Annotated in this window: 23 protein-coding genes, 1 tRNA gene and 1 pseudogene; 13 read left to right on the forward strand and 12 right to left on the reverse strand. The window is 54.1% G+C overall.

What is annotated here, in order from left to right; genetic code table 11:
* Positions 1-166 precede the first annotated feature (166 nt).
* On the forward strand, positions 167-2,044 hold the full coding sequence (locus NBE99_RS01700) for a sodium:proton antiporter (RefSeq protein WP_250682792.1): 1,878 nt from the start codon (positions 167-169) through the stop codon (positions 2,042-2,044).
* Between the two features lie 128 nt (positions 2,045-2,172).
* Positions 2,173-3,531, forward strand: a complete 1,359-nt coding sequence (locus NBE99_RS01705) for an S-layer homology domain-containing protein (RefSeq protein ID WP_250682793.1) — start codon at positions 2,173-2,175, stop codon at positions 3,529-3,531.
* Between the two features lie 3 nt (positions 3,532-3,534).
* Here the strand turns inward: NBE99_RS01705 and NBE99_RS01710 are convergent, their stop codons facing one another.
* Positions 3,535-4,923, reverse strand: coding sequence for an NAD-dependent malic enzyme (locus NBE99_RS01710; RefSeq protein WP_250682794.1), 1,389 nt, complete (start codon positions 4,921-4,923; stop codon positions 3,535-3,537).
* A 46-nt stretch (positions 4,924-4,969) separates the two neighbouring features.
* On the reverse strand, positions 4,970-5,410 hold the full coding sequence (locus tag NBE99_RS01715; protein WP_250682795.1) for a hypothetical protein: 441 nt from the start codon (positions 5,408-5,410) through the stop codon (positions 4,970-4,972).
* Positions 5,411-6,017: 607 nt separating this feature from the next.
* On the opposite strand from NBE99_RS01715, the gene NBE99_RS01720 reads away from it, so the two are divergent.
* The 7 genes from NBE99_RS01720 to NBE99_RS01750 are packed head-to-tail and all read left to right on the forward strand — an operon-like array spanning position 6,018 to position 13,514.
* Positions 6,018-6,290 (forward strand): RNA-binding protein, encoded by a 273-nt coding sequence (locus tag NBE99_RS01720; RefSeq protein WP_250682796.1) that lies wholly within the window; start codon positions 6,018-6,020, stop codon positions 6,288-6,290.
* Between the two features lie 39 nt (positions 6,291-6,329).
* Positions 6,330-6,881 carry a DUF3172 domain-containing protein gene (locus NBE99_RS01725; RefSeq protein WP_250682797.1) on the forward strand — a complete coding sequence of 184 codons (552 nt, stop codon included), beginning with the start codon at positions 6,330-6,332 and terminating at the stop codon, positions 6,879-6,881.
* Between the two features lie 9 nt (positions 6,882-6,890).
* Entirely contained in the window at positions 6,891-7,694 is an 804-nt protein-coding gene (locus NBE99_RS01730; RefSeq protein ID WP_250682798.1) for an MlaE family lipid ABC transporter permease subunit, read from the forward strand.
* A gap of 11 nt (positions 7,695-7,705) precedes the next feature.
* Positions 7,706-8,086, forward strand: a complete 381-nt coding sequence (locus tag NBE99_RS01735) for a DUF1818 family protein (RefSeq protein WP_250682799.1) — start codon at positions 7,706-7,708, stop codon at positions 8,084-8,086.
* A gap of 30 nt (positions 8,087-8,116) precedes the next feature.
* Complete coding sequence (locus tag NBE99_RS01740) at positions 8,117-10,996, forward strand: GAF domain-containing protein (RefSeq protein WP_250682800.1); 2,880 nt, start codon at positions 8,117-8,119, stop codon at positions 10,994-10,996.
* Entirely contained in the window at positions 10,993-12,783 is a 1,791-nt protein-coding gene (gene feoB / locus NBE99_RS01745; protein ID WP_250682801.1) for a ferrous iron transport protein B, read from the forward strand. Before NBE99_RS01740 ends, feoB begins: the two co-directional genes overlap by 4 nt.
* Positions 12,774-13,514, forward strand: coding sequence for a precorrin-2 C(20)-methyltransferase (locus NBE99_RS01750; protein ID WP_250682802.1), 741 nt, complete (start codon positions 12,774-12,776; stop codon positions 13,512-13,514). The genes feoB and NBE99_RS01750 overlap by 10 nt, the downstream gene beginning before the upstream one ends.
* Before the next feature lie 85 nt (positions 13,515-13,599).
* Here the strand turns inward: NBE99_RS01750 and NBE99_RS13405 are convergent.
* From NBE99_RS13405 to NBE99_RS01800, 10 genes and pseudogenes are all read right to left on the reverse strand, one after another.
* Positions 13,600-14,551, reverse strand: a pseudogene (locus NBE99_RS13405) (Fic family protein); the annotation flags it as partial.
* A gap of 47 nt (positions 14,552-14,598) precedes the next feature.
* Positions 14,599-15,054, reverse strand: coding sequence for an NUDIX domain-containing protein (locus NBE99_RS01760; protein WP_250682804.1), 456 nt, complete (start codon positions 15,052-15,054; stop codon positions 14,599-14,601).
* Positions 15,051-15,521 carry a thioredoxin-dependent thiol peroxidase gene (gene bcp / locus NBE99_RS01765; RefSeq protein ID WP_250682805.1) on the reverse strand — a complete coding sequence of 157 codons (471 nt, stop codon included), beginning with the start codon at positions 15,519-15,521 and terminating at the stop codon, positions 15,051-15,053. The genes NBE99_RS01760 and bcp overlap by 4 nt, the downstream gene beginning before the upstream one ends.
* Positions 15,522-15,601: 80 nt before the next feature.
* Positions 15,602-16,726, reverse strand: a complete 1,125-nt coding sequence (locus NBE99_RS01770) for a M50 family metallopeptidase (RefSeq protein ID WP_250682806.1) — start codon at positions 16,724-16,726, stop codon at positions 15,602-15,604.
* A gap of 3 nt (positions 16,727-16,729) precedes the next feature.
* Positions 16,730-18,034, reverse strand: coding sequence for a hypothetical protein (locus tag NBE99_RS01775; RefSeq protein WP_250682807.1), 1,305 nt, complete (start codon positions 18,032-18,034; stop codon positions 16,730-16,732).
* Between the two features lie 140 nt (positions 18,035-18,174).
* Positions 18,175-18,768, reverse strand: coding sequence for a peroxiredoxin (locus NBE99_RS01780; protein WP_250682808.1), 594 nt, complete (start codon positions 18,766-18,768; stop codon positions 18,175-18,177).
* Between the two features lie 95 nt (positions 18,769-18,863).
* Positions 18,864-19,709 carry an amino acid ABC transporter permease gene (locus NBE99_RS01785; RefSeq protein ID WP_399370754.1) on the reverse strand — a complete coding sequence of 282 codons (846 nt, stop codon included), beginning with the start codon at positions 19,707-19,709 and terminating at the stop codon, positions 18,864-18,866.
* Between the two features lie 22 nt (positions 19,710-19,731).
* A complete protein-coding gene (locus NBE99_RS01790) occupies positions 19,732-20,526 on the reverse strand; it encodes a TlyA family RNA methyltransferase (RefSeq protein ID WP_250682810.1) in 795 nt (264 codons plus the stop codon).
* Positions 20,523-22,145 (reverse strand): ABC transporter substrate-binding protein, encoded by a 1,623-nt coding sequence (locus NBE99_RS01795; protein ID WP_399370756.1) that lies wholly within the window; start codon positions 22,143-22,145, stop codon positions 20,523-20,525. Before NBE99_RS01795 ends, NBE99_RS01790 begins: the two co-directional genes overlap by 4 nt.
* A 14-nt stretch (positions 22,146-22,159) precedes the next feature.
* Positions 22,160-22,232, reverse strand: a tRNA-His gene (locus tag NBE99_RS01800).
* 46 nt (positions 22,233-22,278) lie between these two features.
* Here NBE99_RS01800 and NBE99_RS01805 point away from each other — a divergent pair.
* The 4 genes from NBE99_RS01805 (at position 22,279) to NBE99_RS01820 (ending at position 26,602) form a co-directional block, all read left to right on the forward strand.
* Entirely contained in the window at positions 22,279-22,662 is a 384-nt protein-coding gene (locus NBE99_RS01805; protein ID WP_250682812.1) for a DUF4359 domain-containing protein, read from the forward strand.
* Between the two features lie 30 nt (positions 22,663-22,692).
* Positions 22,693-23,502: a hypothetical protein gene (locus tag NBE99_RS01810; protein ID WP_250682813.1), complete on the forward strand. Its 810-nt coding sequence runs from the start codon at positions 22,693-22,695 to the stop codon at positions 23,500-23,502.
* 28 nt (positions 23,503-23,530) lie between these two features.
* Entirely contained in the window at positions 23,531-23,923 is a 393-nt protein-coding gene (locus NBE99_RS01815) for a hypothetical protein (RefSeq protein ID WP_250682814.1), read from the forward strand.
* A gap of 84 nt (positions 23,924-24,007) precedes the next feature.
* Complete coding sequence (locus tag NBE99_RS01820; protein WP_250682815.1) at positions 24,008-26,602, forward strand: AAA-like domain-containing protein; 2,595 nt, start codon at positions 24,008-24,010, stop codon at positions 26,600-26,602.
* Positions 26,603-26,653 lie beyond the last annotated feature (51 nt).

Consider the following 26,653-nt stretch of genomic DNA (forward strand, 5'->3'; position numbering starts at 1 on the left):
TTGAAATTGGCGGTGTTCAGGGACTTCCAGTATGCTGTAATCAGATTCCCCTATTGAATGGGGTGTGATAAAAACAACAGCTCCATTTTGATCTTTGACGTAGAACAAGGAGGAACGCTTGCCCGTCAGTCTAGCCCTGAATGCCTAAACACCTGTGGAGGCTGCGATGGAAAGTAGTGCCGAACTGACCGCCTTGTTCGTCATGACCGTTGTCCTTGGCATTGGTGCCCAAGTAACTGCCCATTGGTTACACCTGCCGAGTATTGTCCTGTTGTTGCTGGCGGGTATTCTTTCAGGACCGAGCGGGTTGGGGCTAGTCCATCCAGAAGTGCTAGGGGAAGGCCTAGAAGTTTTAGTCCCCCTCTGTGTGGCACTGATTCTCTTTGAGGGGGGCTTGAGCTTAGATCTCAGCCGTGCCGACCAAGATATTACGGGCAGTCTCTGGAAACTGGTGACCGTTGGCGGGTTGGTGACATTTGTGGCGGGGGCAATGGCCGCCCATTGGATCGGCGAGTTTCCTTGGCAGCTGGCGTTTCTCTATGCGTCCTTGGTCGTGGTAACAGGGCCTACAGTTGTGGGGCCGCTGCTGCGTCAAGTGGGTGTAGAGCACAAATTGGCAGTTATTCTCGAAGGGGAAGGCGTCCTCATTGACCCGATTGGTGCCATCTTGGCGGTGATGGTGCTCAACGTGGTTCTCAATCAAGACTTGGGCATGGGAGCGATCGCCCTCGGCATTGTTCAGCGCTTGGCGGTGGGTGCCTTGATCGGCGGTATGGGGGGATGGTGTCTCAGCCGCTTCCTGCGCCGCGCTTGGTTTCTAGGGGATGATCTACGCAACTTGCTGGTGCTGGCCGTCCTCTGGGGCTTGTTTTGGCTGTCGGATCAACTGGTCAGCGAGTCAGGTCTGATGATGGCCGTGGTGCTTGGCTTGGTACTGCGCTGGTGTGAAGTTCCGGGAGAACGACTGCTGCGCCGCTTTAAGGGACAACTGAGCACCCTCTCAATTTCAGTGTTGTTTGTGCTTCTTGCTGCCGATCTCTCGATCGCGGGCCTGTTGGAGCTAGGCTTGTCGGGGGTACTCACTGTTCTGTGTTTGATGTTTGTCATCCGTCCCTTGGGGGTTGTTCTGTGCACATGGGGCAGTGATCTCAGTTGGCAACAAAAAGCTTTCCTCAGTTGGATTGCGCCGCGGGGAATTGTGGCTGCCTCGGTGGCCTCCCTTTTTGCCATTACCCTGACCAATGCTGGAATTAGTGGGGGCGATGCGATTAAGGGGCAAGTCTTTCTAACGATCCTGATGACGGTGTTTGGCCAAGGGTTAACGGCGCGGTGGGTGGCCACCCAACTCAATGTTCGTGCTCAGGGGGCATCGGGGGTGATGATTGCTGGCTGTACCCCCCTCGGCCGGCTACTGGCGCGGATTTTGCGCGATCGCGGTGAAGAAGTAGTGATGATTGACACGGATCCAGAGGCGGTAGAGCAGGCTCGCCGCGAACATTTGCCGGTCTATCTCAGCAGTGCCCTTGATTTGAATATCTTGCAGGAGGCGGGCATTACCCAGTTGGGCACTTATTTAACGGTTACCAGTAATACCGAGGTCAATGCGGTGCTGGCTCAGCGCGTTCTTGAGGAATTTCATCCACCGCGGGTCTTGGCTGCCCTTGAGTTAGAGGATTGTCCCTTGGGGTTGAGTCCGGCCTTTACGACACAACTGTCGATCAAAAAATGGAACCAATACATCAATAGCGACGCGGTTCGCCTTGGGGAACTGGTCATTGAGGAGGAGCGATCGCACCTCCAGCGCCAACACCTCGAAGCCCTTGTGCGTTCTGGAAAAGTTCTTCCCCTGCTTGTAGAACGGCCCGAGGGACTGCGGGTGGTGCGAGCCAATGAAGAGTGGCAAGTGGGCGATCGCCTCATTTACCTGCTCCACAGCCCTAGACCCCATACCCTACCCGCTGCCTTAATTTCGGGTTGGCAAATGAATACCCAAGTGGAATCGGTTCTTGTCCCCACTGAAGCCCCTACCCCCAAGGGAACCTAATCTACGGCATTGCGTCCATAGGCATCAGCAGAGTCAACCATTGACGTGTTTTCCCAATCAAAATTGCTGAGGGGTAGCCAAAACCCTCTCAGATAACTCGAATACCCTCTTACTTGGAGAGATTTGCTATGCAGAGCCTAGCACAGCGCAGCTTGGCCGTTTTGAGCTGTGGTTTAATGAGTTCCAGTCCCCTTGCCCTTCTGGCTGCTGTTCCCGCCCAAGCCCAATCCCGTTTTACCGACACCCAAGGCATTTGGGCACAGGCCTGTATTGACCACCTTGCCAGTCGCAACATTATCAGCGGCTATCCCGATGGCACCTTTCGTCCCTTTGCGGAAGTCACCCGGGCTGAATATGCAGCCATGCTGGGGAAGGCGTTTCCCAATGCCCCAGTGGTGCGTGCTCCCAGTACGTTTAACGATGTCCCCAGCACGTTTTGGGCAGCGAGTGCGATTCAAAATGCCACCCGTACCGGCTTCTTGAGTGGCTACCCCGGCAATGTGTTTCAGCCCAATCAAAACATTCCTCGCGTTCAGGCAATCGTGGCCTTGGCCAGTGGCTTGCAATATCCCACCCCTGCCTCTGTGGAGGGGGTTTTAGCCCAGTTCAATGATGCGGCTGCAATTCCCGCCTATGGACGCGCCGGTGTTGCTGCGGCCACCGCGAAACAAGTGGTGGTCAACTATCCCAATGTGCAGTTCTTGGCGCCGAATCAACTGGCCACCCGTGCCGATATTGCGGCATTCCTCTGCCAAGCAACCCGTGCTCCCGGTGCCCAAGCCCTTGTCCCGACGCAGTACATTGCAGGTGCGGCTACCACCTCGCCCATTGCGCTCCCAGCCGGTCAGCAAATTCCAGCTCGTTTCCCCGATGCAGAGCGGATTGTCCTTAGCCCCAATGAAAGTGTTGCGATCCGCTTGGTGACGGCTGCCGATGTCCGCGATGGCCAAGGTCGTGTTGTCATTCCCGTGGGCAGTGAAATTTTTGGCCAGATTCAGCCGGCTCAAGGGGGATCTCAATTCGTGGCCAATACGGTGGTGATCAATAACCGTCAACTGCCGATCGCCGCCAATTCGCAAGTGATTCGCACAATTCGCGATGCCCGTGATCCCAACATTGGCAATGTCTTCCGTAATGCCGCCATTGGTTCCGCTGTTGCTGCGGGGATTTCTGGCTTGGCGGGAGACCGCAGAATTACGCCCCTAAAAGTGCTCACGGGGACAGTGACGGGGGCAGCGATTGAAACCAACCAAGGACGGCCTGCTACCTCCATTATTCGCGATACGCTGATTGGTGCCGCTTTGGCCACCGGTGCTTCTGCGGTGATTGGCGATCGCAAGATTACCCCCGAAAAAGTGATTACCGGTGCAGCCGCCGGTGCCACGATTGGTGGTGCCATTGATCCAGCCGTGCAGCGACTAGTGGTGATTGATGCCAATACGGATTTGGGCTTGACCCTGACTCAACCTTTTACTGTCTCGCAATAGAGACTAGGCACGCGCTAACCCCAGCGATCGCGCGCATTCCTCGACAGCCTTGGCCACTGCCGCTGCCACCCGTGGGTCAAACACGGAGGGAATAATATAGGCCGAGTGCAATTCCGAGGGACTCACCAAGGCCGCGATCGCTTCTGCTGCTGCGAGGAACATCTCCTCCGTCATGCGGGGTGCCCGACAGGCAAGGGTACCCTTAAACACCCCCGGAAAAGCCAGCACATTGTTGATTTGATTGGGATAGTCACTGCGACCAGTGGCCACCACCGCCACATGGTCATAGATGAGTTCGGGTTGGATTTCCGGCACCGGATTGGCCATCGCAAAAACAATCGCTTTCTTGGCCATGCGTTGTACCATTTCCAATGTCAGGACGCCGGGGGCACTCAAGCCAATAAAGACATCGGCACCATCCAAGGCATCGGCAAGGGTTCCCGTTTGGATAACGGCAAATTCCTGTTGAGCGGGGGTCAGGTCTGCCTGCACTGAGAGAATACCTCGGCGATTACATAAGATTAAGTCTTTGGCTCCGGCTTTGCGCAGGAGTCGTGCCACGGCAATGCCCGCTGCTCCTGCCCCGTTAATGACAATGCGCCCAGTGTCTAAAGATTTGCCCACCAATTGTAGGGCATTTTTCAGGGCGGCGAGGGTAACAATGGCGGTGCCATGCTGGTCATCGTGAAACACAGGGATATCCAGTTCTGCTTGCAGGCGGGCTTCTATCTCGAAACAGCGGGGAGCACTAATATCCTCGAGGTTGACACCACCAAACACAGGAGCAATGCGCTTCACAGTGGCGACGATTTCATCCACATCCTGTGTGCTCAAGCAAATGGGAAAGGCATCCAAGCCAGCAAATTCTTGAAAAAGCATGGCCTTGCCCTCCATCACCGGTAGAGCAGCCTCAGGGCCAATATTGCCCAATCCCAACACAGCGCTCCCATCACTGACAATGGCCACCGTATGGCTTTTGATCGTGAGTTTGTGCACCAATTCCGAATGGTCGGCGATCGCTTGGGACACCCGCCCCACACCCGGCGTATAGGCCATGGCTAGATCGTCATAGTCTTGGAGGGGGTACTTACTTTTAACGGTGATTTTGCCCCCCTCATGGAGCTGAAACGTGCGATCGCTCACGTCTAGCACCGTGGCTTGGGTGTCCGATTTCACGGCAGTGACAATGGCCTCAGCATGATCGCGGCTGGCAGCCACCACCACTAGTTCCCGCAGGATTTTATTGGCGGTTTTCTCGATGAGGGTGATGGAACCCACTTGCCCCTCTTGCCCACCAATGATCTGGAGAACGGTTCCCAATTCCGTCGGATCCAAGGAGGTCTCCAATCGCAGCGTCAGACTATAGGCAGGCGTGGGGGTCAGTTTAACCATCTAAGACTTAACGACAAAAGGTACCGTCTGATAATAGCACCTCTGCCTAGCTTCCTGTTTGGGTGGCAATGGGCAGGGGTTCGGCTTTGCAGGCGGCCAAAATGGCGCGATCGCTGGCACTGAGGCGGCGCAAGCTATAGAAACTAAATAAATCAATTTCTGCTTGGTAGGGTTCCTCCTCGTAGGTGGGTAGAACGGTCACCTGCAATTGGCGATCGTCCACGGTACCCCGAAAACAATCAAAGGAGGAATTGGGCATATAAAACGCCCCATAGACTTTATGATCTTTGACTTCAAAAACAATATAGCTATGACCCACCTGTTGGGGTTGGGGGGACTCGCCAAGGAGATACAGGCCATTGGCCAATGGAGATTGATTTTGTCGTGCCAAGAGCGGTTGAGCGATCGCCAGCCCATTGGTGAACCCAAGGGTAACAACTCCCAATACAACTGAAAGTGACCGACCCAAACGTGCCAACGAAATCATTCTATTTCCCTACCTGAAACGCAAAGTGACCTAAACCAGCGTTTTGAAGCGTCAACCGTAGCGAAGGGCGGTGTCGTTACGCTGATACTTTGATCCTGACAGGTGAATAGCCGTTTTTCGTTGGAACTATGCCAGTAGTGGCACAGGCACAAATTGACCCCTAAAGAGGATAGTCCTTGCTAGCGTTTCCATTTGTTTCCATTTAATCCACTTCCCCGAAGAGAAGCAAGAGCGCCTTTAACATAGCCTCTCCCAGAGCGGATTGCAACGCCCTGTTCCGAGGGATCCCTTGCGAGGGGGGTGAAATTATTTTCTACAAAGCTATTGAAAATACTCAAATCTTCTCCTAGAGCGACTCCGAGGGATTCTGCGAGAGAATGGGCTTGGCGGCGATTTGCTGAATCTGTCGGACGCAGCTCGAACCCGGAGCAAAGGGCTGTAGGTGACATCAAGGGAGTAATTAATTTCTTTTTAACTTTGGTATATTTTGGGGCTGATAGAAAACGTTAATTTTCTTTGCAAGATGTTGGGTTCTGTAGTCTGGATCGCATGGGGAAGGGAAAGCGAGAGGCTATGATGATTGTCAAATTGCTTCTGAGTTCGGGTTATGACACTGTACATCGGCAACCTCTCCTATGAGGCGACAGAAAACGATCTTCGCGAAGTCTTTGAAAAATATGGTGCTATTCGCCGGATTGTGTTGCCGGTGGATCGAGAAACAGGCAAACGGCGTGGCTTTGCTTTTGTCGAACTGGTGGATGAAACTCAGGAGGCCGTTGCCATTGATGATCTTGATGGGGCGACATGGTTAGGTCGAGTCCTGAAAGTTAACAAGGCGAAGCCAAAACAAGCGGGGGGGCAGTCAAACCCCGCCTTCTAAGGGCATACTGGTAGGGAAGTGCTGTTCACTCTTCCTGCTATGCCTCGACGTTCGCCATCGCCACCGCGTCCCCGTCCCCAAACGCGCCGTCCCCCACAGCCAGAATCGAAGTCACCGGTGAACACCCGCACTTTGGCAGTTCTGGGAGGGGTATTCATTATTGGGGTTGGCGTTGGTGTAACGTTTAGCAAAACCACCACCCTCAATCCCGATAACGTTGCCTCGACGCAGTTTATTGATCAGGCGGCGCCCAATCCCGATATTTGTGTGCAATTTGGCGCAAGCGCGATTGCTGTAGATACGCGGATTTTTGTGACCTTTAATCCCTTTTCTGTCTTTGTTTCCCAACCCGTAATGCAACCGGGCTGTGTGATTCGCGCCAATAACGTCGCCCTACTAGAACAGCGACAACTCATTACGGGTGAGCAATTGCGCAGTTGTCGGCAGCGGCTGAATACCTTTGGCTATGTGGGCAACCTAGAAGCCAATCCTGAAATTAGCTGTCTCTATCAGAGCACAACGGATAAAAACCTCTTCCTCAAACTCTCAGGCTTGGGTAATGGTGCTGCGGGTGAAACCGGTAATTTCTAGGACGCAACAATGAAGGCGATGAAATGGCCACGGCTGCGCTGGCGTGTCAGTCAAGGGGTACAACGCTTGGGTACGGCCTTTCTCTTGGCGGGTCAGGTGATCTTTTATCTCGTACGGGGGCGGATTGCGCTGCGCAACTCAATTGAGCAAATGGCCTTAGTAGGCCCTGCGTCCCTCAGTGTTGCCCTGATTACGGCGGCCTTTGTGGGTATGGTGTTTACGATTCAGGTCGCCCGTGAATTTTTGACCTTTGGTGCCACCTCAGCAGTGGGTGGGGTGCTGGCGATCGCCCTTGCGCGGGAACTAGGGCCAGTGCTGACGGCAGTCGTGCTTGCTGGTCGGGTTGGCTCCGCCTTTGCCGCTGAAATTGGCACCATGAAAGTCACAGAGCAAATTGATGCCCTCTATATGTTGGGCACAGATCCTGTGGATTATCTCGTGGTGCCCCGGTTTATTGCCTGTGTGCTGATGTTGCCCATTCTCAATATCTTGGCACTCGTAACGGGGCTGTGGGGGGGCTTGATTATTGCCGATTATCTCTACGGCATTCCCCGTGGGGTCTATATGGAATCCATTCAGAACTTTCTGCAAACTTGGGATCTGTGGAGTTCGATCATTAAATCGGGCATTTTTGGCGGTGTGGTGGCCATCATTGGCTGCAATTGGGGTATTACAACCACAGGGGGCGCTAAGGGGGTCGGTCAATCCACCACGGCGGCTGTGGTGATCTCGCTTTTGGCCATCTTTATTCTCAACTTCTTCCTCTCGTGGGCACTTTTTGGGAACAGCAGCACGCTTGTACCTACTTTTTAGCAGGCTAGCCTATGGAACTGCGGGTGGGGCAAGGCTGGCGGGTGGGCTGGCGCAAGGATCAACCCTATGCAAGTCTAGTGGGCGCCGAGGATTGGGCAACGGAACTTACCGCAGCAGAATTCAAGGCATTTGTGGATTTATTTTGCCAACTCCACGGGCAGCTTCAGGCGATCGCCCCCGAATTGATGGCAGAGGAAAGGATTACCCTCAGTGGCAGCAACGACGCTGTACATTTGGAATTGGAGGGCTATCCCCATGCCTATAGCTTGCATCTAATTGTGTTGGGCGATCGCCGAGTTGAGGGGACATGGCCGGCTCCTGTGCCCGCTGAATTTCTGCTGGCCTGCTGTGAACTACTCCAAGGGATTGAGCAAGGGCAAAGTTTAGAATAGAAGACATCCTTCTCGGTTGCGATCGCCCCTATGACCTCTGCCAAATCCTCGAAGGTCAGCCCCGCTTTGGCCGCACTGGTCAACACCATCAAACAATTCCAACAGCAAGAGCAAGTTAGCGGACTCATTGCTCCCCTCGTCAGCTTTGCCCAAGAAACCCTCGGAATGTCCTTTGTCTGGCTGGGACTATACAATGAAGCCTCCAAACAACTCATCGGGCAGGGAGGCACAACCCCCGTAGGCGATCATCCTTTTCTCAAGCAGAAACTGACCCTTGCCGCCGGTAGTCTTCTCGATCAGGTGCTGATCAACCGCAAGCCGATTAGTTTGCCCAGTCTTAAGGAGGAGGCGCGCCTAGCCGAGTTACGAGAAGCCGCCACCCGTTTGGGGATTCAAGGCGCCGCCATTTATCCCATTCTCCGCCATCGTCAAGCCCTTGGCATTCTCATCGTGGGTTCTACCACTTGGGGGGATACCCTGCGGGGCGATGATTTAGCGCACATGAGCTTACTGGTGAGTGCCCTTGGGGCGGAATTGGAACGCTTGACAGCGGCAAAACCAGCCCCTGACACCAAGCCAGCTGCGGCGCCCACGATGACTAGTGAGGATCCAGTGCGCCATCTCCTCCAGGAGGCCAGCCGTGCCACTAGCTTGGGGCAACGCATTGAAGCCCTGTTGGTGGCACTGCACCAATTCTGTCAACCTCAACGTACCAGCCTCTTTTGGCGCGATTTGGAGCAACCCCTCTATCGGCGCCGCAGCTACACCCTTGGTAAACCCCAGAGCCGCGAGAGCCAGCGGCAACCCTTGGCGATTACACAGCAGGAATTGGCGGGCTGTTACACTGCCCTTGCTAACGGCCAAACTGTGAGCGTCAGCGATAGTCAAAGTGTGGTTAGTGCCACCGCACCCTTACGGCTGATGCAAATGCTGAATTGTCGCGCCCTTGTGGCCACCCCGATTCTGGTGGGCACGGATGTCGTGGGCTTTCTCACATTGGAGCGCAGTGAGCCTTACCCTTGGAATGACAACGAGAAGAAACTTCTCCAAGTCACGGCGGAGCTACTGGCCTTGGCGGCTCCCAGTGAACGTCTCGAACATCTGTTGGCACAGACTCAACATGCCCAAAGCCTCGTTAGTGAGTTGGCGCAAGCCATCTGTGATGAGCAGGACTGGAAGCGGGTGCTCCACCATGCGGGCGAAAAGTTAGCGGCGGATTTAGGGGCACAGTGGGTCTTTTTGTTGACGTATAACTCGCTGACCCAAGCCTTTGATGTCCTGTTTCAGTATCCAGTTCCCCGCGGGCGCGATCGCCATCCGCCCTTCCCGCCACTGCAAAAAATGGATTGGCAGCTCCTAGAAACGGGAACAACAGCGATTGCTCTTGAAGATTACCGCAATGAACTACGCCTCTACTCTTGGAAAGAGGTTCTCGGCAAGCTGAATATCCAGTCTCTCTTGGTGGCGACAACCACGCCGGGTCATGCCCTAGAGGCACTGCTGTTGGTGGGGCGCACTGAACCAACGGTTTGGGGCAAAAGTCAGCAAACCCTGATACAGGAGGTGGCACGCACCCTTGGCCTCATTAGCCATCAGTGGCAACTGCAAAACACGAATACACAGCAGGAGCAGGTGCGATCAGCCATGCTGGCAGGGTTAACGGCACTGCAACGCACCCAAAACCTCGAGCGCATTGAATTGACAGGCTTGCAGCAACTCATGAACTTAATGCAGGTGCCCCTTGTGGCTTTAGTCACGTGGCGACCCGGCCAAACAATTGGCTCAATTGTGGCACCCCCGCCGGGTCATCCTAAATTTGCGATTCGCAATGATGCTGAAGTTGCTATCTATGAGGATCCGCTGATCCACAGTGCCCTAATGGCTTCCCAAGCCGATGTCACCAGCAATCCCTATGCGTGGTTGATTCAAACAACGGCAGCAGAACTGGATCCGCGTACGCGGGAGTGGCTTTCAGGACCAGATATTGGTCAAATTTTGGCGATCGCCCTGCGCACTGATCCAGAATACGAACCCTCTGGAGTTCTCATTGTCGCCGATGGTCGCGATCGCCTGTGGTCAACATTGCACCTAGAGGCCTTTATTACCCTCGTCAACCATTTGGCTTGGGCACACCGCAGTACCTCCCTCATTCAGATGCTGACCCAAGGTTGGCCAAGTCTTGAAACCCTGAACTGGTACAAACACCGTCGCCTTGAACAGACCTACAGCCAATTGGCAAGTCTCTGTCATCAGTTGACGCAGTGGGTTCAGCAGCACCCTGAGGCAGATCCGCTGCTGCGACGGTTGGGAACATTGCTGCAAACGCAACTGGAATCCCTGCATCCCCTGTTGAGCCATGAGGTATGGCAACTGGACAAAGGCAGCGACACAGCGGGGTTAGCGGTGCTCCTCAAACGGGTGATGGATCGCATCGAAAATTGGAAACAGCGCAAGCAGCTGTGGATTCAAGTTCATAATCAACCGGTACTCACGCTCACTGGTGACATTAACAAGCTGGAGCTAATCCTCTACGAATTGCTTCTGTTTGCCTGCCAGCGATCGCCCTCCCAAGGCCGTGTTGACATTTGGTGCCAGCAAATCGAGGGCATGGGTCAAGGGGGCAAGATGCAGTCTTGGCTGGAACTCTCAATTACCGACAACGGTGAGGTGGATCCGCAACTGTTGATCAAGCTGCACCAACTTGAACATCTTGACTGGCTGGCGCCCTCTAGCCTCGATCAGCCGCCCGGCCGACACCTCAAAGTTTGCTTTAACCTGTGTCAACGCCTCGGCTACAGCCTCGACATGTATAAGTTGGAGGATGGCCGCTTCCTCAGTCGTCTGCTGATTCCCCTGAATCATGGCGACACGGGTACCTTTGAACTGCAATCCTCACAGCCGCGCCAATGACCTCTAGCACGATCGCCCTTCTCGGTCTCCCCAACACTGGTAAATCCACATTTTTCAATCGCATTGCCGCAGCCCGTGCCCATGTGGGCAACTGGCCGGGGATAACGGTGGACTTAGCAGAGGCCGAGATTTCTCTCAATGGTGAGATGGTTAAACTGGTGGATTTGCCGGGCATCTACGATCTGGCGGGGACGGCGGCTGATGAAACCATTGTGCGTCAGTTTTTCCAACGGGTGCCAGTGCGGCTGGTGTTGGTCATTCTCAATGCCAGTCAGATTCAGCATCAATTGCGCTTAGCACTTCAGGTGAAGGCTTGGGGACTACCCATGGTGGTGCTCCTGAATATGGCCGATGAAGCTCGGCAACTGGGGATTCAGATTGATACCGAGAAATTGGGCGATCGCCTTGGGGTACCGGTGGTGGCTCTCAGTGCCAAATACGGGGGCGGCTATTGGGAGGCCTATGAAACGATTTGCCATGCCCTCAAGGAGGCACCCATTCCCCAAGCCCCGCTCTTCCAGCCAACGTTGCCAGAAATTGAACCAAGAGCGATCGCGCCCCTATTGGCGGACACCGTTACTTTCCCTAGTTGCACCGTTCGCAGACTGACAGACCAATTGGATCACTGGTTGCTGCACCCCCTGTGGGGACTACCCCTCTTTTTTGCGGGGCTATACCTTGTCTTTCAAGTGGTATGGGTGCTGGGTCTAGGGGTTCAAGGCTGGCTGAGTGATGCCTTTGAGGCCTTTCAGGGCCAAGTGCTAGAGCCATTCCTAGCAGGACTTCCCCCTTTGCTCAGCAGTTTGCTCATTGAGGGCCTCTACGGCGGTATTACCACGGTGGCAGCATTTGTGCCCTTAGTCACCATCTTCTTTATTGTGATGGCGATCGTTGAGGACAGCGGCTACCTTGCCCGTGCCGCCTATCTGATGGATGGCCTGATGGCACGCTTGGGCTTGGATGGGCGTAGTTTTGTGCTCAGCTTGATGGGCTTTGGCTGCAATGTCCCCGCCCTGATGGCCACCCGCATTATTCGCTCGCCGGGGCTGCGGCTGCTGACGATGCTGATCATTCCCTTTTCCCTCTGTTCAGCGCGACTCCAAGTGTTTGTTTTTCTGATTGCCTGTCTGTTTCCACCCCAGTGGGGCGCCGCCGTCCTGTTGTCCCTTTATGGTTGGAGTATTTTGGCGGCATTACTCACCGCTCTATGCTTTCAGGGCTATTTCCCCAACACCGATCCCTTTTTGCTGGAGTTACCCCCCTATCGTTGGCCAACGGGGCGACAGGTGTTCCTGCGGGCGTGGGGTGAGGTGCGGCATTTTCTCTCGCGGGCCACGGGCTTTATTATGATTGGCGTCTTGGTGGTGTGGGCATTGACCCATTTGCCCCTGAATGCAACACCGTCAAGTCCAGAGACGTGGGCGGGTCAACTAGGGATAGCGCTACAGCCGCTTTTGGCACCGGTGGGCATTACACCTGCCCTGACGATCGCCCTCATTGTTGGCTTTGTGGCCAAGGAGATTGTGATTGGCGCGTTGGCAGTTATCTATCACCTTTCGGGGACCTCGCTACAGCAGGCGATCGCCCAAGATTTAACGCCCCTGCAGGCCTACAGCTTTATGCTTTTTACGCTCCTGTACACCCCTTGTCTGAGCACCCTTGCCACCCTCTGGAGTGAATCAAAACGCGGGCAGTTTACGATTTTTGCCACCCTTTATGCCCTAGTGATGGCGTGGGTTGTCAGTGGCAGTGTCTATCAACTGGGGCACTGGTGGGGATGGGGCTAGTGACCACCCTTTGCGGCATTGGCGTAGGCCCCGGCGATCCCGAACTCATTACCCTCAAGGGTTGGCGACGCCTACAGCAAGCAAGGGTAATTGCCTTTCCTGCGGGACGACAGGGACGGCGTGGCATTGCCGAGGAGATTATTTCCCCCTACAAAGAACCGCAGCAAATTTATCTGCCCCTCGAATTCCCCTATGTTCTTGACGAAGATGTCTTAGAACAGGCATGGCAAAAGGCAGCCGAGGAAGTCTATGCATACCTCGCTCAGGGCAGCGATGTGGTCTTTGTCTCTGAGGGGGATGTCAGTTTCTACAGTACGTTTTCCTATCTAGCGGCAGCCGTCCAGAGCTTTGATCCCCATATCGCGATTGAGGTGATTCCGGGAATTTGCTCCCCCTTGGCAGCAGCGGCGAGTGTAGGAGTGCCCCTGACCTTGGGGAGCGATCGCTTGGCAATTTTGCCGGCGATGTACCACGTGGAGGACTTGACGCAGGTATGGGTATGGGCGGATGTGGTGGTGTTGATGAAGGTGCGATCGGTCTATGGCCACGTCTGGCATTGGCTCAAGGAACAGAACCTCTTGGAACAAGCAGCAGTGGTGAGCTGGGCAACAACGCCTCAACAGCAAATCTACACCCCCCTCACAGACTATCCAGAGTTAACCCTGCCCTACTTTTCGCTGCTCATTGTTTGGAAGCGGCGCCCAATCTTGCAGAACTTCTTGGGTGCTTAAGTCAATTCTATGTACAACGGTACCGAATGATTCTTTATTGGCTCCACGGGGGTGGCCGTCTCCTCACTATAGAGTGTGAATTCTCCTAGAGTGTCTCCATACCTTCATTTAATATGTTTAGGTAACTATGATAAGCGAACACACGGTTACGTTCCTGCCCCGTTATCTCACGCACTAAGTCAAGTTTTTCTAGGGATTGCATGGCCTTGGCTGCCGCTGGAAAAGAAAGCCCTGTATGATGGCAGACTTGTTTAAGGTTCAGCAGAGGGCGACGACACATTAAACGAAGTACCCTCAAGACTGTGGAAGCGCTGCGGCCAACGGTGTGAATCTTCTCTCTGTTCATCTTCTTGAAAGAGTATAAACAGTCGCTTAGCTGTTTCCACTGCATTAGTAGCGGTTTGTTCCACCCCTTCAAGGAAAAAATCTAGCCAAGCTTCCCAATCTCCCTCTAAACGTACTTGATCAAGGAGTCGGTAGTATTCGCTACGGTGTTGCTTGAAATCGAGGCTGAGGTAGAGCAATGGGTTTGATAGAAGTTTGTCATGGTGTAAAACAAAAGCAATCAGCAGTCGGCCAATGCGTCCATTTCCATCTAAAAAGGGGTGGATAGTCTCAAACTGCACATGAGCTAAAGCCGCTTTAATTAGAGATGGATAGTCATGTCCTTTCCCGTGCAAGAATCTCTCCAAGTCAGCCATGCAGTCCTGAATATAGGCGGGTGGAGGAGGTACAAAGTGAGCATTTCTTGGTCGAGTACCTCCAATCCAGTTTTGAGTAGGCCGAAACTCCCTCGGTGCTTTTTCACTCCCACGGCCACTGGAAAGTAAAACACCATGCATCTCACGAATAAGTCGTTAGACAGGGGAAAGCCTTCTCTTAGGTATTGGATACCATGATGAAGTGCCCTAACATAGTTGGATACCTCGGTCACATCATCCAAAGGTACGCCGGGGACTTCCTCTAGCTCAAAAAGTAGTAACTGAGTGTAGTAACTGAGTGAGGGACGATTGTGTACCCTCAATTTGAAAGGAAAGAAAAGTGCCTTATCTTTAAATAAGATTTAACAATCTAGCTTTGGTGTTCATGTCAGTCCTAGATGCCCACTCAAATAGTCCTGTAACTGTTGGGCATGATCGTGGGCGAGATCGGCTAAGGGAAGGTCACTCAGGGGAAAGGCTTGTACTGCACGCACTTCCTTGATATCCAAAACCTGCGGCTCACCGACAACGCGGGCAGCGATCGCGATACACACGGCATGGACACGGGGATCTCGCTTTGGGTCAGAGTAAACCCCGACTAAGCCTTCAAAGCTCTTGAGGCGCAGCCCTGTTTCTTCGGCGAGTTCGCGGGCACCGGTATCGAGAATGGTTTCCCCCCAGTCCATCATGCCCCCTGGCAGCGACCATTGACCCGTGTCGCGACGCTGCACCAAAATCAGGCGATCGCCCGCTGTCAAGGCAATCACAGACACCGCTATGAAAGGATGCCGCCACAGTCGTTTCAAGAAAAAACGCACCACTCGCCAAAACCAGTTCACGCTTGCCGTCGCTCCAGATCCGCTAGCACTTGCGCCACATGAGCATCGGGCTTCACCCGCCGATAAATAGCCGCAATTTTGCCTGTGGGATCGATGAGAAACGTATCCCGATAAACACCGAGATAGTCCTTGCCCATGAACTTTTTCGGGCCATAGCTGCCATAGGCTTGGGCGACCGTGGTGTCCACATCTGCTAGCAGACGAAAGGGCAAATTGAGCTTCTGCTGAAACTTGGCATGGGAGGCGACACTATCGGGGCTAATGCCTAGGATAACGACGTTGCGATCGCCCAAAGTGGCACTGACCTCACGGTAGGCACAGGCTTCTTTGGTACAGCCGGGAGTATTGTCACGGGGATAGAAATAGAGAATCACCCACTGGCCTTGAAAGTCAGCCAAGCGCACCAGCTCACCCGTAGCATCCGCCAGTTCAAAGGGGGGGGCGATCGCCCCAACGGTTAGGGACATTTCTGAGCAATTCCCAGTAGTTGGTCACTTCTATCTTCTCCCAGTTTGGCTCCTACGGTGGTGGCCGAGGGGCGTAGCGTCTAGCCCTCAGAGATAAAGAGGCGAATAAATAAATACAGCATGAGTTGGCGATAACGATAGAGGAGGAACGCGATCGCTGGGGTGAGAATCACAAAAAGACCATACAGGCCAACCACCGTTGCCAAATCCGTGTGAAGAAAATCGCGAGCCAGACGAACAAAATCGTGATCAATGCCTCTTTTGCCCATCAGGTACATCTCCCGAAACACGGGATTAAACTGCAACTGCCAAGCAAAGCGCATATTAAAAAACACAATGAAAAACCCCACCATACCGTAGAGGGGACGTTCAATGGGGTAGCGGCACCCCCAACCACTGAGGGCACGGTAGAGAAAAATGACGGCAAAAATGAGTTCAAAGCCATGCCCCATGGCCACAAAGAGCATTTCATGGACAGGACTAAAGGCCACAAGGGTATAAAGCAGCGTCAAGACCCCAAGGCAAATAAGGGTCAGCTGATTGTGGCGGTAGAAGTAGGCCAAGGCCAGCAATCCCGTATAAATGAGCAGGACAATGCCCCCTGCGCGATCGCCATGGAGAGTGACACCGCCACCGTAGCGAAAATCAAAGGCGGGAACCGCTGGATAGCCAAAGAGCCACGCCATCACCGCATGTCCCATCTCGTGCACTAGGGTGATCAAAGGACTGAGCAAAAACGTCACCTGCTCAGACGCAAGGAGGAGAAGCGATAGACCCAATCCCGCTGCGATCACTTGCCAATCTTTGGTGCTGAGGGGTTGGACAGGAATGCCAAACTCTTCCCTGCGGGGGGATGAAGCGATGGGAAGGTTCTGACGCAGATGCTCCCCCTTGGCCAAGCGTTGTAGCTCATGGGGGCTGGTCAGATCAAGCACCTCTTCCCAAAGTTCATGGCTGTCTTGGGAGGCCGTGATCAGGATGCTGCTGTGGGCATAGCTGGGCCAGTGGATCAGTTCGCGAGCGAGTAGCGTTAGCACAATCGCAGCAGGGACAGCCCTTGGACACTGAAGGCGCAACAAGAGACATTCGTGCCGCTGGTTCACTGTGACCCCTATTCCCTTGGGGGCAAGCGCCGCTTCTAGGAGGGCCTGAATGGCCTCAAGATCCCCTGTGGCAGCCACTGGGCGCAGGGCGGAGCGGGTCATGATCTACTCCGATTCCAGTCGGCGTAACCACTCGCGATCAATCGCTTCTGACTGAGCCAATTCCTGTTCCACTAAGTCTTGATCGGAGCGATAGATGACATCCTGTTCCCGGATTTGTCGCTGCTGGGCATAGGCTTGAGCTGCCCGCAATTTAGCCCGCAACTCGGGTGAGGGATGGGCCAAGATATTGGCGTAGCGGTAACGGCGGGCATTGCGATCGCGAATGCGTTGGTTTTGCCACAGCAACCAGTAATACCGCCCCAAGGGAATGCCCAAAAAGCCAATGCCATAGCCAAGCAAAATCCAAAAGATCGAGGCGACAAAGGCCACCAGTCCCCCCAGTTCTTGGGCGATCGCCCCATCCCCCAACAGGTACCCCAGCATTAACGCCCCAATGAGATTGACACAGCCCAAGCCAATGGCCACCATAATTTGCCAAGAGGGTGCCCGACTAAAGCGCCAGAGGTGCTCTTCTAAAATCGGGGGTAGCGTTTGGCGTTGACCTTTGCCAGCCTGAGCCGTCGTTTGTAACTCAGGAAAGCGATAGATAATCTGCCCGGTCTCGGTGACTTCGGGGCGACCATGAAAGTGGGTCAGCACGGGCAGCATATACCACTCATCGTCCCCTAGATCCGTTTCCAAATCCAGATAGGGGGCAATTTGTTCTGCGGTCACTGCTCCCCCATTGTTGCGGATGACTTGGCCAATGAGCTGCCAGCGGCGTTCTTCGAGATCAGCATTGGGATTGCCATCGCCAAAAAGGAAGGAATAGACCCCCTCAAAGAAGTTCATCTCTTCGCCATCTTCCCGTGAGCGAGGCTGCGATCGCCGCGGAGAGGAATATGGATCGCCAAAGAAATACCAAAAGTCAGGAAAGACCCAAAAATTGATGCCACCCCCGCCCCAAGAGCTGCCTTGGTTGCGATCGTCACCGTCTCGCCCTTGACTGGAAAGGGCAATCAAAATGATGGCGATCGCCAAAAAAATCAAAATAATCGAGACAATGAGAAAAATGCCAAAGGAGATGCGAATTAGATAGAAAACAACACCCCAAACCCGCTGCGCCACCGCCCGCAGCCGCAGTTGCCAGTATTTTGCTTGCAGGATACTGCGAAAATTTTTTGGGAAGACGTAGGCAATATCCCCACTTTCGGCCACTTGTAGGGTTCCCCCGACATCGGCAGCCAAGGCCATCAATCCCTGCTCAGCCGCGCGCAGGGGCAGGCCAACCGCACCTGCGACATCCCCTGCCGTGACACGGTATCCCAAGGTTTCTACAGCTTCCATCAAGCGGCGATCCACAGTCATTTTTGCCCCCTTCTTCGGCAAAAGACCTCTTGTTCCACCCTAACGTTTTGCCCATCTCTTGGCGAGATCAAAAAAGAACCCACCTCAACGGCAGGTTCCCAGACCGGATCAGTCTTAAGAATCTGAAACAGCGGGGGGAATTAGCCCACTGCTTCAAAATAGACTTTGGATTTGACGGGATCTGGATTCATTGTTTTGTCGCCCGGTTGCCAGCCCGCAGGGCAGACTTCATCGGGGTGAGCTTGGACGTATTGAATCGCTTGCAGCACCCGCAGGGTCTCATCTACGTTGCGGCCAAAGGCCAAGTTATTGATGGTGGCGTGCTGGATAATCCCTTCTTTGTCAATGATGAAGAGACCGCGCAGTGCCACCCCTTCCTCGGTCAAGACGTTGTAGGCAGTGCTAATTTCTTTCTTCAGGTCGGAAACAAGGGGATACTTGAGGTCGCCCACGCCCCCGGCTTTACGATCCATCTGTGTCCACGCCAAGTGGGAGAACTGGCTATCTACAGACACGCCGAGGATTTCGGTGTTCAGTTTGGCAAATTCGTCGTAGCGATCGCTAAAGGCGACAATTTCCGTGGGGCAGACAAAGGTGAAGTCCAAGGGATAGAAGAACAAAACAACGTATTTACCGCGATAGTCCGAGAGCTTGATGGTTTTGAACTCTTGGTCATAAACGGCAACCGCTTCAAAATCAGGGGCGGGTTGACCCACGCGCAGACACTCAGACATAGAAAACCTCGTACTCCTAACTACGACAGGTTGAATAGGGCTGTTCACATTTTTTAACAGCTATGCCTACTATATCATACTCATAACGGTTTTGATTATGAAATAGCTGATCGCTGCCACCGTCGTTCAAGGAAGCGCGAGAGTCGTGCCAAGGGAAAACAAAGGCCAAAATAGAACATCGCGCCCAAGACATAAACAAAGAGCTTCCGCTGCGGATCCGTAATGGGATTGGCAAAGGTGCTGGTCATGTTTTGCAGTTCTGGAACCCCGATGACCACAAGGAGGGCGCAGTCCTGCATCAGGGTAATGAAGTTGTTGGTAAAAGGGGGCAGAATAATCAAAATGGCTTGGGGCAGAATAATCCGCCATAGGGTTTGCTGACCCGAGAGACCAAGGCTGAGGCTGGCTTCCGTTTGTCCCTTGGGAACCCCCTCTAGGCCACTGCGAAAGACCTCACTGAGATAGGCACCATAGTTAAAGCCCAAGCCAAGAATGCCGTAGAAAATGTAGTTAAAAAGCGGCGACACCAAGCGGTTACTTTGCAGGACAGTCATGATGTCAAAGGCGATTCGCCGCGGATCAAAACCCAACTGACTCAAGAGGCCACCAATGCCAAAGCCCCACACCAGCAGTTGCACCAAGGTCGGGGTACCGCGCACAAATTCAATGTAAACCGTACTGATCCAGCGTAGGGGAGGAGCAGGATGCAGCCTTGCCCAAGTGGCGATCGCCCCCAAAATCACGGCCAAGAGCAAACTAAAGACGGAGATTAAAAACGTTGTGATTGCCGCCTGAAACAGAAATGGCGCGTACAGTACTAACGTGTCGCGAAAGAAATAGAGGTAACCACAAAAGGCAAGAATGCCCAGTCCTAGGCACACCAAAAAGATGCCATTGAGCCATTTTGCCCAAGGAGGAATAAACGGTGCCACTTGCTGCATTCTCGAAAAGCCGTCATTTTTGTCAGGTTGATGATACCACTTCGTTTTCTAGGGAAGCATCCTCCACAGCACCACAGGAAAAATAGGTGAGGAATTCTTGATTGCCCGCAGGCCCCAAAATCGGCGAGGGAGTCACACCGTAGCACTGCCACCCCAAAGCTTCGGCGGCTGCAATCACCTGATCGACGGCTTCTTGACGCGCCTTGGCATCGCGAACCACACCATTTTTGCCCAAGCGATCGCGCCCCACTTCAAACTGTGGTTTAATCAGCGCAATCAAGTCTCGCGGCGGCAGCAGTAATTCCCATAGGGCAGGTAAAACTTTGGTCAGGGAAATAAAGGACACATCCACCACGCCAAGGGTGGGTCGGGGGGCATCCTCGGTGTAGAGTTCCGCAGGCGTCAGATAACGCAGGTTGGTGCGCTCCCTGAGAATGACCCGTGGATCTTGGCGCAGCTTCCAATCCACTTGCCCATAACCCACATCAATGCCATAGACCAGTTTGGCGCCTGCTTGCAGCAGACAGTCCGTAAAGCCCCCTGTGGAAATGCCGCCATCCAAACACACGCGATCGCGCACCACCACAGGAAAGACTCCTAGGGCATGGGCCAGCTTTTCACCCCCCCGCGAGACATAGGCGGATTTCGCCTTGACCTGAATAGTGGCATCCACAGCAACCAGCGTGCCCGGCTTATCAATGGGGATATGGTTGACCTGCACTTCCCCGGCGCGAATCCAGCGTTGCGCCTGTTGGCGGCTCTCACAGAGGTGCCGTTCCACAAGGAGACTATCCAAGCGTTGTTTGCGGGGACTCATTGATCTTTTGGTGCTTTCTGGAGGGGAGCAAAGGCAAAGAGTTGGTTGACATCCAGCGCTAAACCGCGCAAGTTTCCTTGAGCAAAGAGAGTGGTTTCACTCTGCCACAGGGGTATAAAAGCAACTGCCGCGGCATTGAGTTCCTGAAGCTGGCGCAAGAGCTGGCCACGGCGTTGAGAATTGGCCTCACGGCGACTGGCAACAATCAGGTCATTGGCCTCAGGACTGTAGAAAAACGACCCCCATGCCGCACTGGCACCACTGTCGCAGCCCGTTTCTACAGAACCGCGATCGCAACCCAGGAAGGGTTCAAGGTAGTTATCAGGATCGTAAAAATCACCATACCAATCGAGCAAGACCAAGGGGTAAGCCCCACTTTCTAAATTGCGGTAGATGGTAGCGGAGTCGGCACTGTCCAATTGCACCTGCACGCGATCGCCCAAATCCCGCTCTAGTGAGGCCTTAAGAACCGTTGCCGCCAGCACATTACTGGGAACATTGGCACGGTACCAAAGGTTCACCACCAGCGGCTGCTGCGGTGAAATGGTGGTGCTTTGCAACCAGTGATCTATTTGGCTCGAAGCGCCGTCTCCATAGCGATCGCGAAAGACGGGTTCACTCTCAGGAAATAAACTGGGCACCAATGAGTACAGGGGTTCTGCCTCCCCCAAAAAGACCCGTTCTGCCAAGCGTTGACGATTGACACTGGCGGCCAAAACTTGCCGTGCTGCCAATTGATCCCAAGGGGGTTGCCGCAAATTAATGCTCAAGACCGTGATGGCGTTGCCCGCTCCTGTAATCACCTGCCAATGCTGGCGACTGGCTTGGGTTTTAAGGGCATGAATTTGATTGGGATCCAATGCCCCGATCGCCACATCCACTGCCCCGGTGCGAAAGGCATTGTAGAGATTAGCGCTACTGGAAAATATTTGCAGGCGAATCCCAGCATTTTGGGGCTTGGTTCCCCAATAGTCGGCAAAGGGTTCAAGGCGCACGCCATCGGTACTGTAGGCTGCTAAACGATACGGCCCTGTGCCCACAAACTGGGTGGGTAAAAAGCGATCGCCCGCTGCGCCATAGGCCGTGGGGGAAACGGCACACAAACCACTAAAGGCCAGCAAATGGGGGAAAGCCACAAAGGGTTCCTTGAGGCGAACCTCTAGTACATCCTCTCCAATCGCTTTAATTTCCTTGACCCGCCCTGCCAAGAGCGAGGCCGGCTGACCGCCACTGTTCATAAACCGCTCAAGGGAAAAGGCCATGGCAGCAGCATTAAAGGGAGTGCCATCGTGAAAGCGAACCCCCCGCCGTAGGGGAATGCGGTAGGTGAGGCCATCTTCGCTGACATCGGGTAAGGCGGTGGCGAGTTGGGGAATGAGGTCTTGACCCTCGTAGGTATAGAGGCGATCGCCCAAATTAAAAAGCAGCAGTCCCGCCAAATTTTCGTAGGCATCGGCAGGGTCGAGGGTGCGCAGGCGAGCCGTGGTACCAATGACAATACTGTGATCCCCTTGGCGAGGCCCATTACCGCCACAGCCAACCAACAGCAGGCCCAACAACAGTACAAGACATCCCCACAGTAGCCGTCGTGCCACGGACACACCCGCTCGGTACATCATCCACTAGAATAAAGGGCGAGCGATGGGACTCGAACCCACGAATGGTGGAACCACAATCCACTGCCTTAACCACTTGGCTACGCTCGCCATGTTTCCTGAGCTAGTCTTCTAGGATAGCATAGAGAACTCTCCCATGAAAGTGCCTCTCCTGTCCCAAGTCATGGCACGCCCTCTTTGGTGGGGCAGTGGCGCCTTCTCGCTCTTAGGGATTATTGCGGCCTGTCTCACCAATCCCACCCCTGCTGATTATCAACGCCGTGCCGCAGCAGAAATTAACACCTTCCTTTTGACTCAGGTGTGCCCAGAGATCATTGATCGCAGTAGCGCGATCGCCATGGTGGCTTTAGAAGTCTGCGAGCAACTGGAATCCCGCCCTGCGGAGGAAATTGAACGCTACATTGCCTACAACACCCAATCCTACAACCTTGGCGTTGCCACCCTCTTTGTGACAGAATTACCCATTCAAACCGTCTGGAGCCTCGGCCTCTTTGGTCAAATTATTCCGCTAACGTTATAAAGCCCCCTTTCCCCCAGTGGCAGGTGCAACGTGCAAGAATCCATCGCCCAAGATATGCATCTGATTCTTTGGGGCAATGCTGTTTTAGGGACCATGGCTACCGGTGAACCCTCAAGGCAGGAGTTTCCCTCCTCCCTGCCCGTGAACTTTGTCGATCTACGCAAGGAGAATCCCTCGTGGCAGGAAATTCCCTATGCCCCTGACCCCATGACTTGGTTGGAACACCTGCGGGGGGAGGGTGCTGAAGCCTTGCAGTTATTCTATGAAGCCTCCCAAAATCCAGAGATTCCCGATCGCATAGCGGTTGTCTTTCCCGGCGGTGGTGGCCACTGGTTAGTTGAGGTGGTGAAGTCCACGGGGTGTGACTATTGGCGGAGCCGCTGGCGGTGGAGTGAACGCGACCAACACTGGGAGGTAGCCTATGGGCGTATTCTCTGCAATCATCCCCGCTTAGCTTCGCCAATGAGAACCACTCGCCCAGAAACTATCCACGCAGAGTTGCTGACCCACCTCGACCGAATGACTGAGTTTGCGGCTAACCATGACCAAGAGACCTTTGCCCGCACCTTTGACCTTGCCCGACAAATGCTGAGCAGCCGTGGTTCTCTCACTGAGGCGGAAACGCCTTGGCCAGTGAGTCGCTTAGCCGAAATTTGCCAACAACTCCTGAGTGCTGTAGAGGTGGCTTGGGTCTTTGGCGGCATGGGGTCGTGGAATGATTTGACCTTTAGCGGTGACAGCCAAACGGAATACGAAACCCTATCGGATACCCTCTATCAGTTACTGAATACTGCCATTGTCGTCGCTGTTAATTCCAGCGCGATCGTACCCATTTCCTGAAACTCATCGTCGTACAGGGAGTATTTTCATGGCCTCTCATCGTTCACTCCTGTTGCTGCTATTACTCCTCCTCCTTGGGGCGCTAGGGCTGACCTTGATTGCCCATTGGCGGCGCATCTCCCTCTGGAGCTATTGGGCTGTGCCCTTGGGAGCTATCCTGCCTTGGCTACTGGTGACTGCGCTGCTCCTTTTTAGGATTAGCTTCATCCAAGATGCCGATACCAAACAGGCAGCGATCATGACCCTGCTCTTCCCCATCCTAGGGAGTATGGGCTGTTTCCTGCTGAGCCTTGTGATCAGTCTATTCATTGATCCTACGGTGACGGCAACGAGTCGTTTTATCTCGTCCTTTGTAATTTCTGGGGGTGCAGGGGTGGTTTTTCTATCTCCTGTGTTGTACGCCGTCTTTACTGCTGAATAGCCACTGGGGACACTGTCATGGTGGAGCAGGGAAGGGCTGTGTCAAGATATATCAACGAGGAGAAGCCGGTAAAAGACAATTATCATGATTGGGAAAACCCTTGGCGGGCGCTATAAACTCATTCGAGTCTTGGGGGCTGGGAACTTTGGCCAAACGTTTCTTGCTGAGGATGTTCACCGTCCCATTCGTGCCAAGTGTGTGGTTAAGTACCTGCGCCCCGCCCGTACGGATGCGGCCTTTCTCCCTTTGGCGCGATCGCTCTTTCAGCGGGAAGCACAAATTCTGGAGCGGCTGGGCACTCACGAGCAAATCCCCCGCCTCCTTGCCTACTTTGAGGAAGACAACGAATTCTACCTTGTTCAAGATTTCATTGAGGGTCAAGTCCTACGGCAGGAATTGTTGCCGGGCTGTGGGTGGTCAGAGGCACGGGTGATTGAGTTGCTCCAAGATGCCCTTGGCATTCTCGCCTTTGTGCATCAGTGTGGTGTGATCCACCGCGATATTAAACCCGATAACTTGATTCGTCGCCAATCGGATCATCGTTTAGTGCTGATTGATTTCGGTGCTGTGAAGGAGATGGGGGTCTCCATTGGCGGTGGTACCTTGGTGGGAGATACGAATCCGCAGACAATCGCCATTGGTACACCGGGGTATATGGCACCAGAGCAGGCCCAAGGGCGTCCCCGCCCGGCCAGTGATCTCTATTCCCTAGGGATGGTAGCTGTACAGGCATTGACGGGGTTGAGTCCCCTGCAACTCACCCAAGACCCTTACGGCTGTTGGTGTTGGCAAGCCGCTCAACCAGTGAGCGATCGCCTAGTGCAGTTTGTCAATAAGCTGATCCATCCTTCCCCCTACGAACGGTTTGCCACCGCTGCTGATGCCCTTGCCAGTCTGCAACAGGTGGAAGTCCCCAAATCTTTCTGGTTTCGCTTGGGTCAATTCCTAAAAACCCCTGTTCAAGACCTCTGGCGATCGCCAAAGGCAGGTGAGGGTGTTTCTCCAGTGCCCTCCAGTTCGCTACCCCCTGTTTCCACGCTGCCCCCGCAAGCCACCGAACCCAAACTGGTGTCCTCTCCACCGGCAGCCACTGCTGCTCTTCCCAACCAGGGTCGCCATGTTTTTATCAGTCACTCCAGTGACGGCACCGATTTGCAGTTGGCCACTGCCCTCCAAGAGGCACTACAAAAAGCAGGTCACCAACCCTTTATGGCCAGTCAAAGTATTCGCTTGGGGGAGGCCTGGGCACAGCGGATTGATCAGGAACTGAAGCGGTGTGATTTCTTTGTCCTTTTGCTCTCGCAGACAGCGGCGCAAAGTGAAATGGTGCTTGAGGAAGTCCGCACCGTCAAACAGTTGCAAGCCCAACGAGGCGATCGCCGTCCTTTTATCTTGCCTGTACGGGTCAATTTTCCGCTGGATATGCCTTTGAACTATGAGTTGCGGGGGTATCTGCATCGGCTACAACAGCGCTTCTGGCGATCGCCAGCAGACACCGACACCCTACTGCAAGAGATTCTCGACTTGGTGAATGCGACCACTGCCCCCATGGCCACCAGTAGCGATGCCGCCCAAGAAACTATTGCTGAATCCGCTCAAACGGGCACATTGGTGGGTGATGGTGCCCCAGTTCCTGTGGCTGAGCCAGAACTCCCCGAAGGGCAAGTGGAAGTGGCCTCGGCATTTTATATTGAGCGACCCCCCATTGAGCAACGCTGTCGCGAAACCCTCTTGCAACCCGGCTCCCTGATTCGCATCAAAGCCCCCCGCCAAATGGGCAAAACCTCACTCATGGCACGACTGCTGTACCGCGCGACCCAAGAGGGTTATGGCACCGTTCCCCTCAGTTTCCAACTGGCGGATGCCCAAGTCTTCAGTGATTTGGAAAAACTCCTGCGCTGGCTCTGTGCCAGTGTCGGGCGGCGACTGGGGTTAGAAAACCGCCTCAATGACTATTGGGATGACATCTTTGGCAGTAAGTATAACTGCACCGCCTACTTTGAGGAGTATCTCTTACCCAATTGTCAAAAAGCGGGGACGCAATTTGAGGGTCGTCCCCTTGTCTTAGGTCTTGATGAAGTGGATCGGGTTTTTGAATATCCAGAAGTGGCCAGTGACTTCTTTGGGCTATTGCGGGCATGGCACGAGGAGGGTAAAAACCGCGATATTTGGCGCAACTTACGCTTAATCGTCGTTCACGGCACTGAGGTTTACATTCCCTTGGACATCAACCAGTCGCCCTTCAACGTTGGTTTAGCCGTCGACCTTCCCGAATTTAATCAAGAACAAATTGCCGAGTTGTGTCGCCTCCATGGTCTCGCCCTTTCAGAAGCGCAGCTCCAAGAACTTCAGCACTTGGTGGGGGGGCATCCCTATCTGATTCGCCTCAGCCTGTACCATCTCGCCCGCCAAGACCTGACATGGCAGGAATTAATTACTAATGCGGCTTCAGAGACAGGGTTATATCGCGATCACCTGCGGCGACAGTGGTGGCATCTTCAGCAGCAGGCGGAACTGCTGCCGGCTTTTCGGGACATTCTGCAGGCGGAGGGTGGCAGGGTCGTGGATAGCACCCTTGGCTTTAAGCTCCACAGTTTGGGACTGATTACCCTAGAGGGGAACCTCGCTCAGGTACGCTGTGATCTTTACCGCCGCTACTTTGGCGATCGCCTGCATTAGTCTCTCCACCATGGGCAGGGCAGGCAGCGGTTGTGCTGGCCACGACTCCCT

This window comes from Thermosynechococcus sp. HN-54, assembly GCF_023650955.1.
Lineage (GTDB): Bacteria > Cyanobacteriota > Cyanobacteriia > Thermosynechococcales > Thermosynechococcaceae > Thermosynechococcus.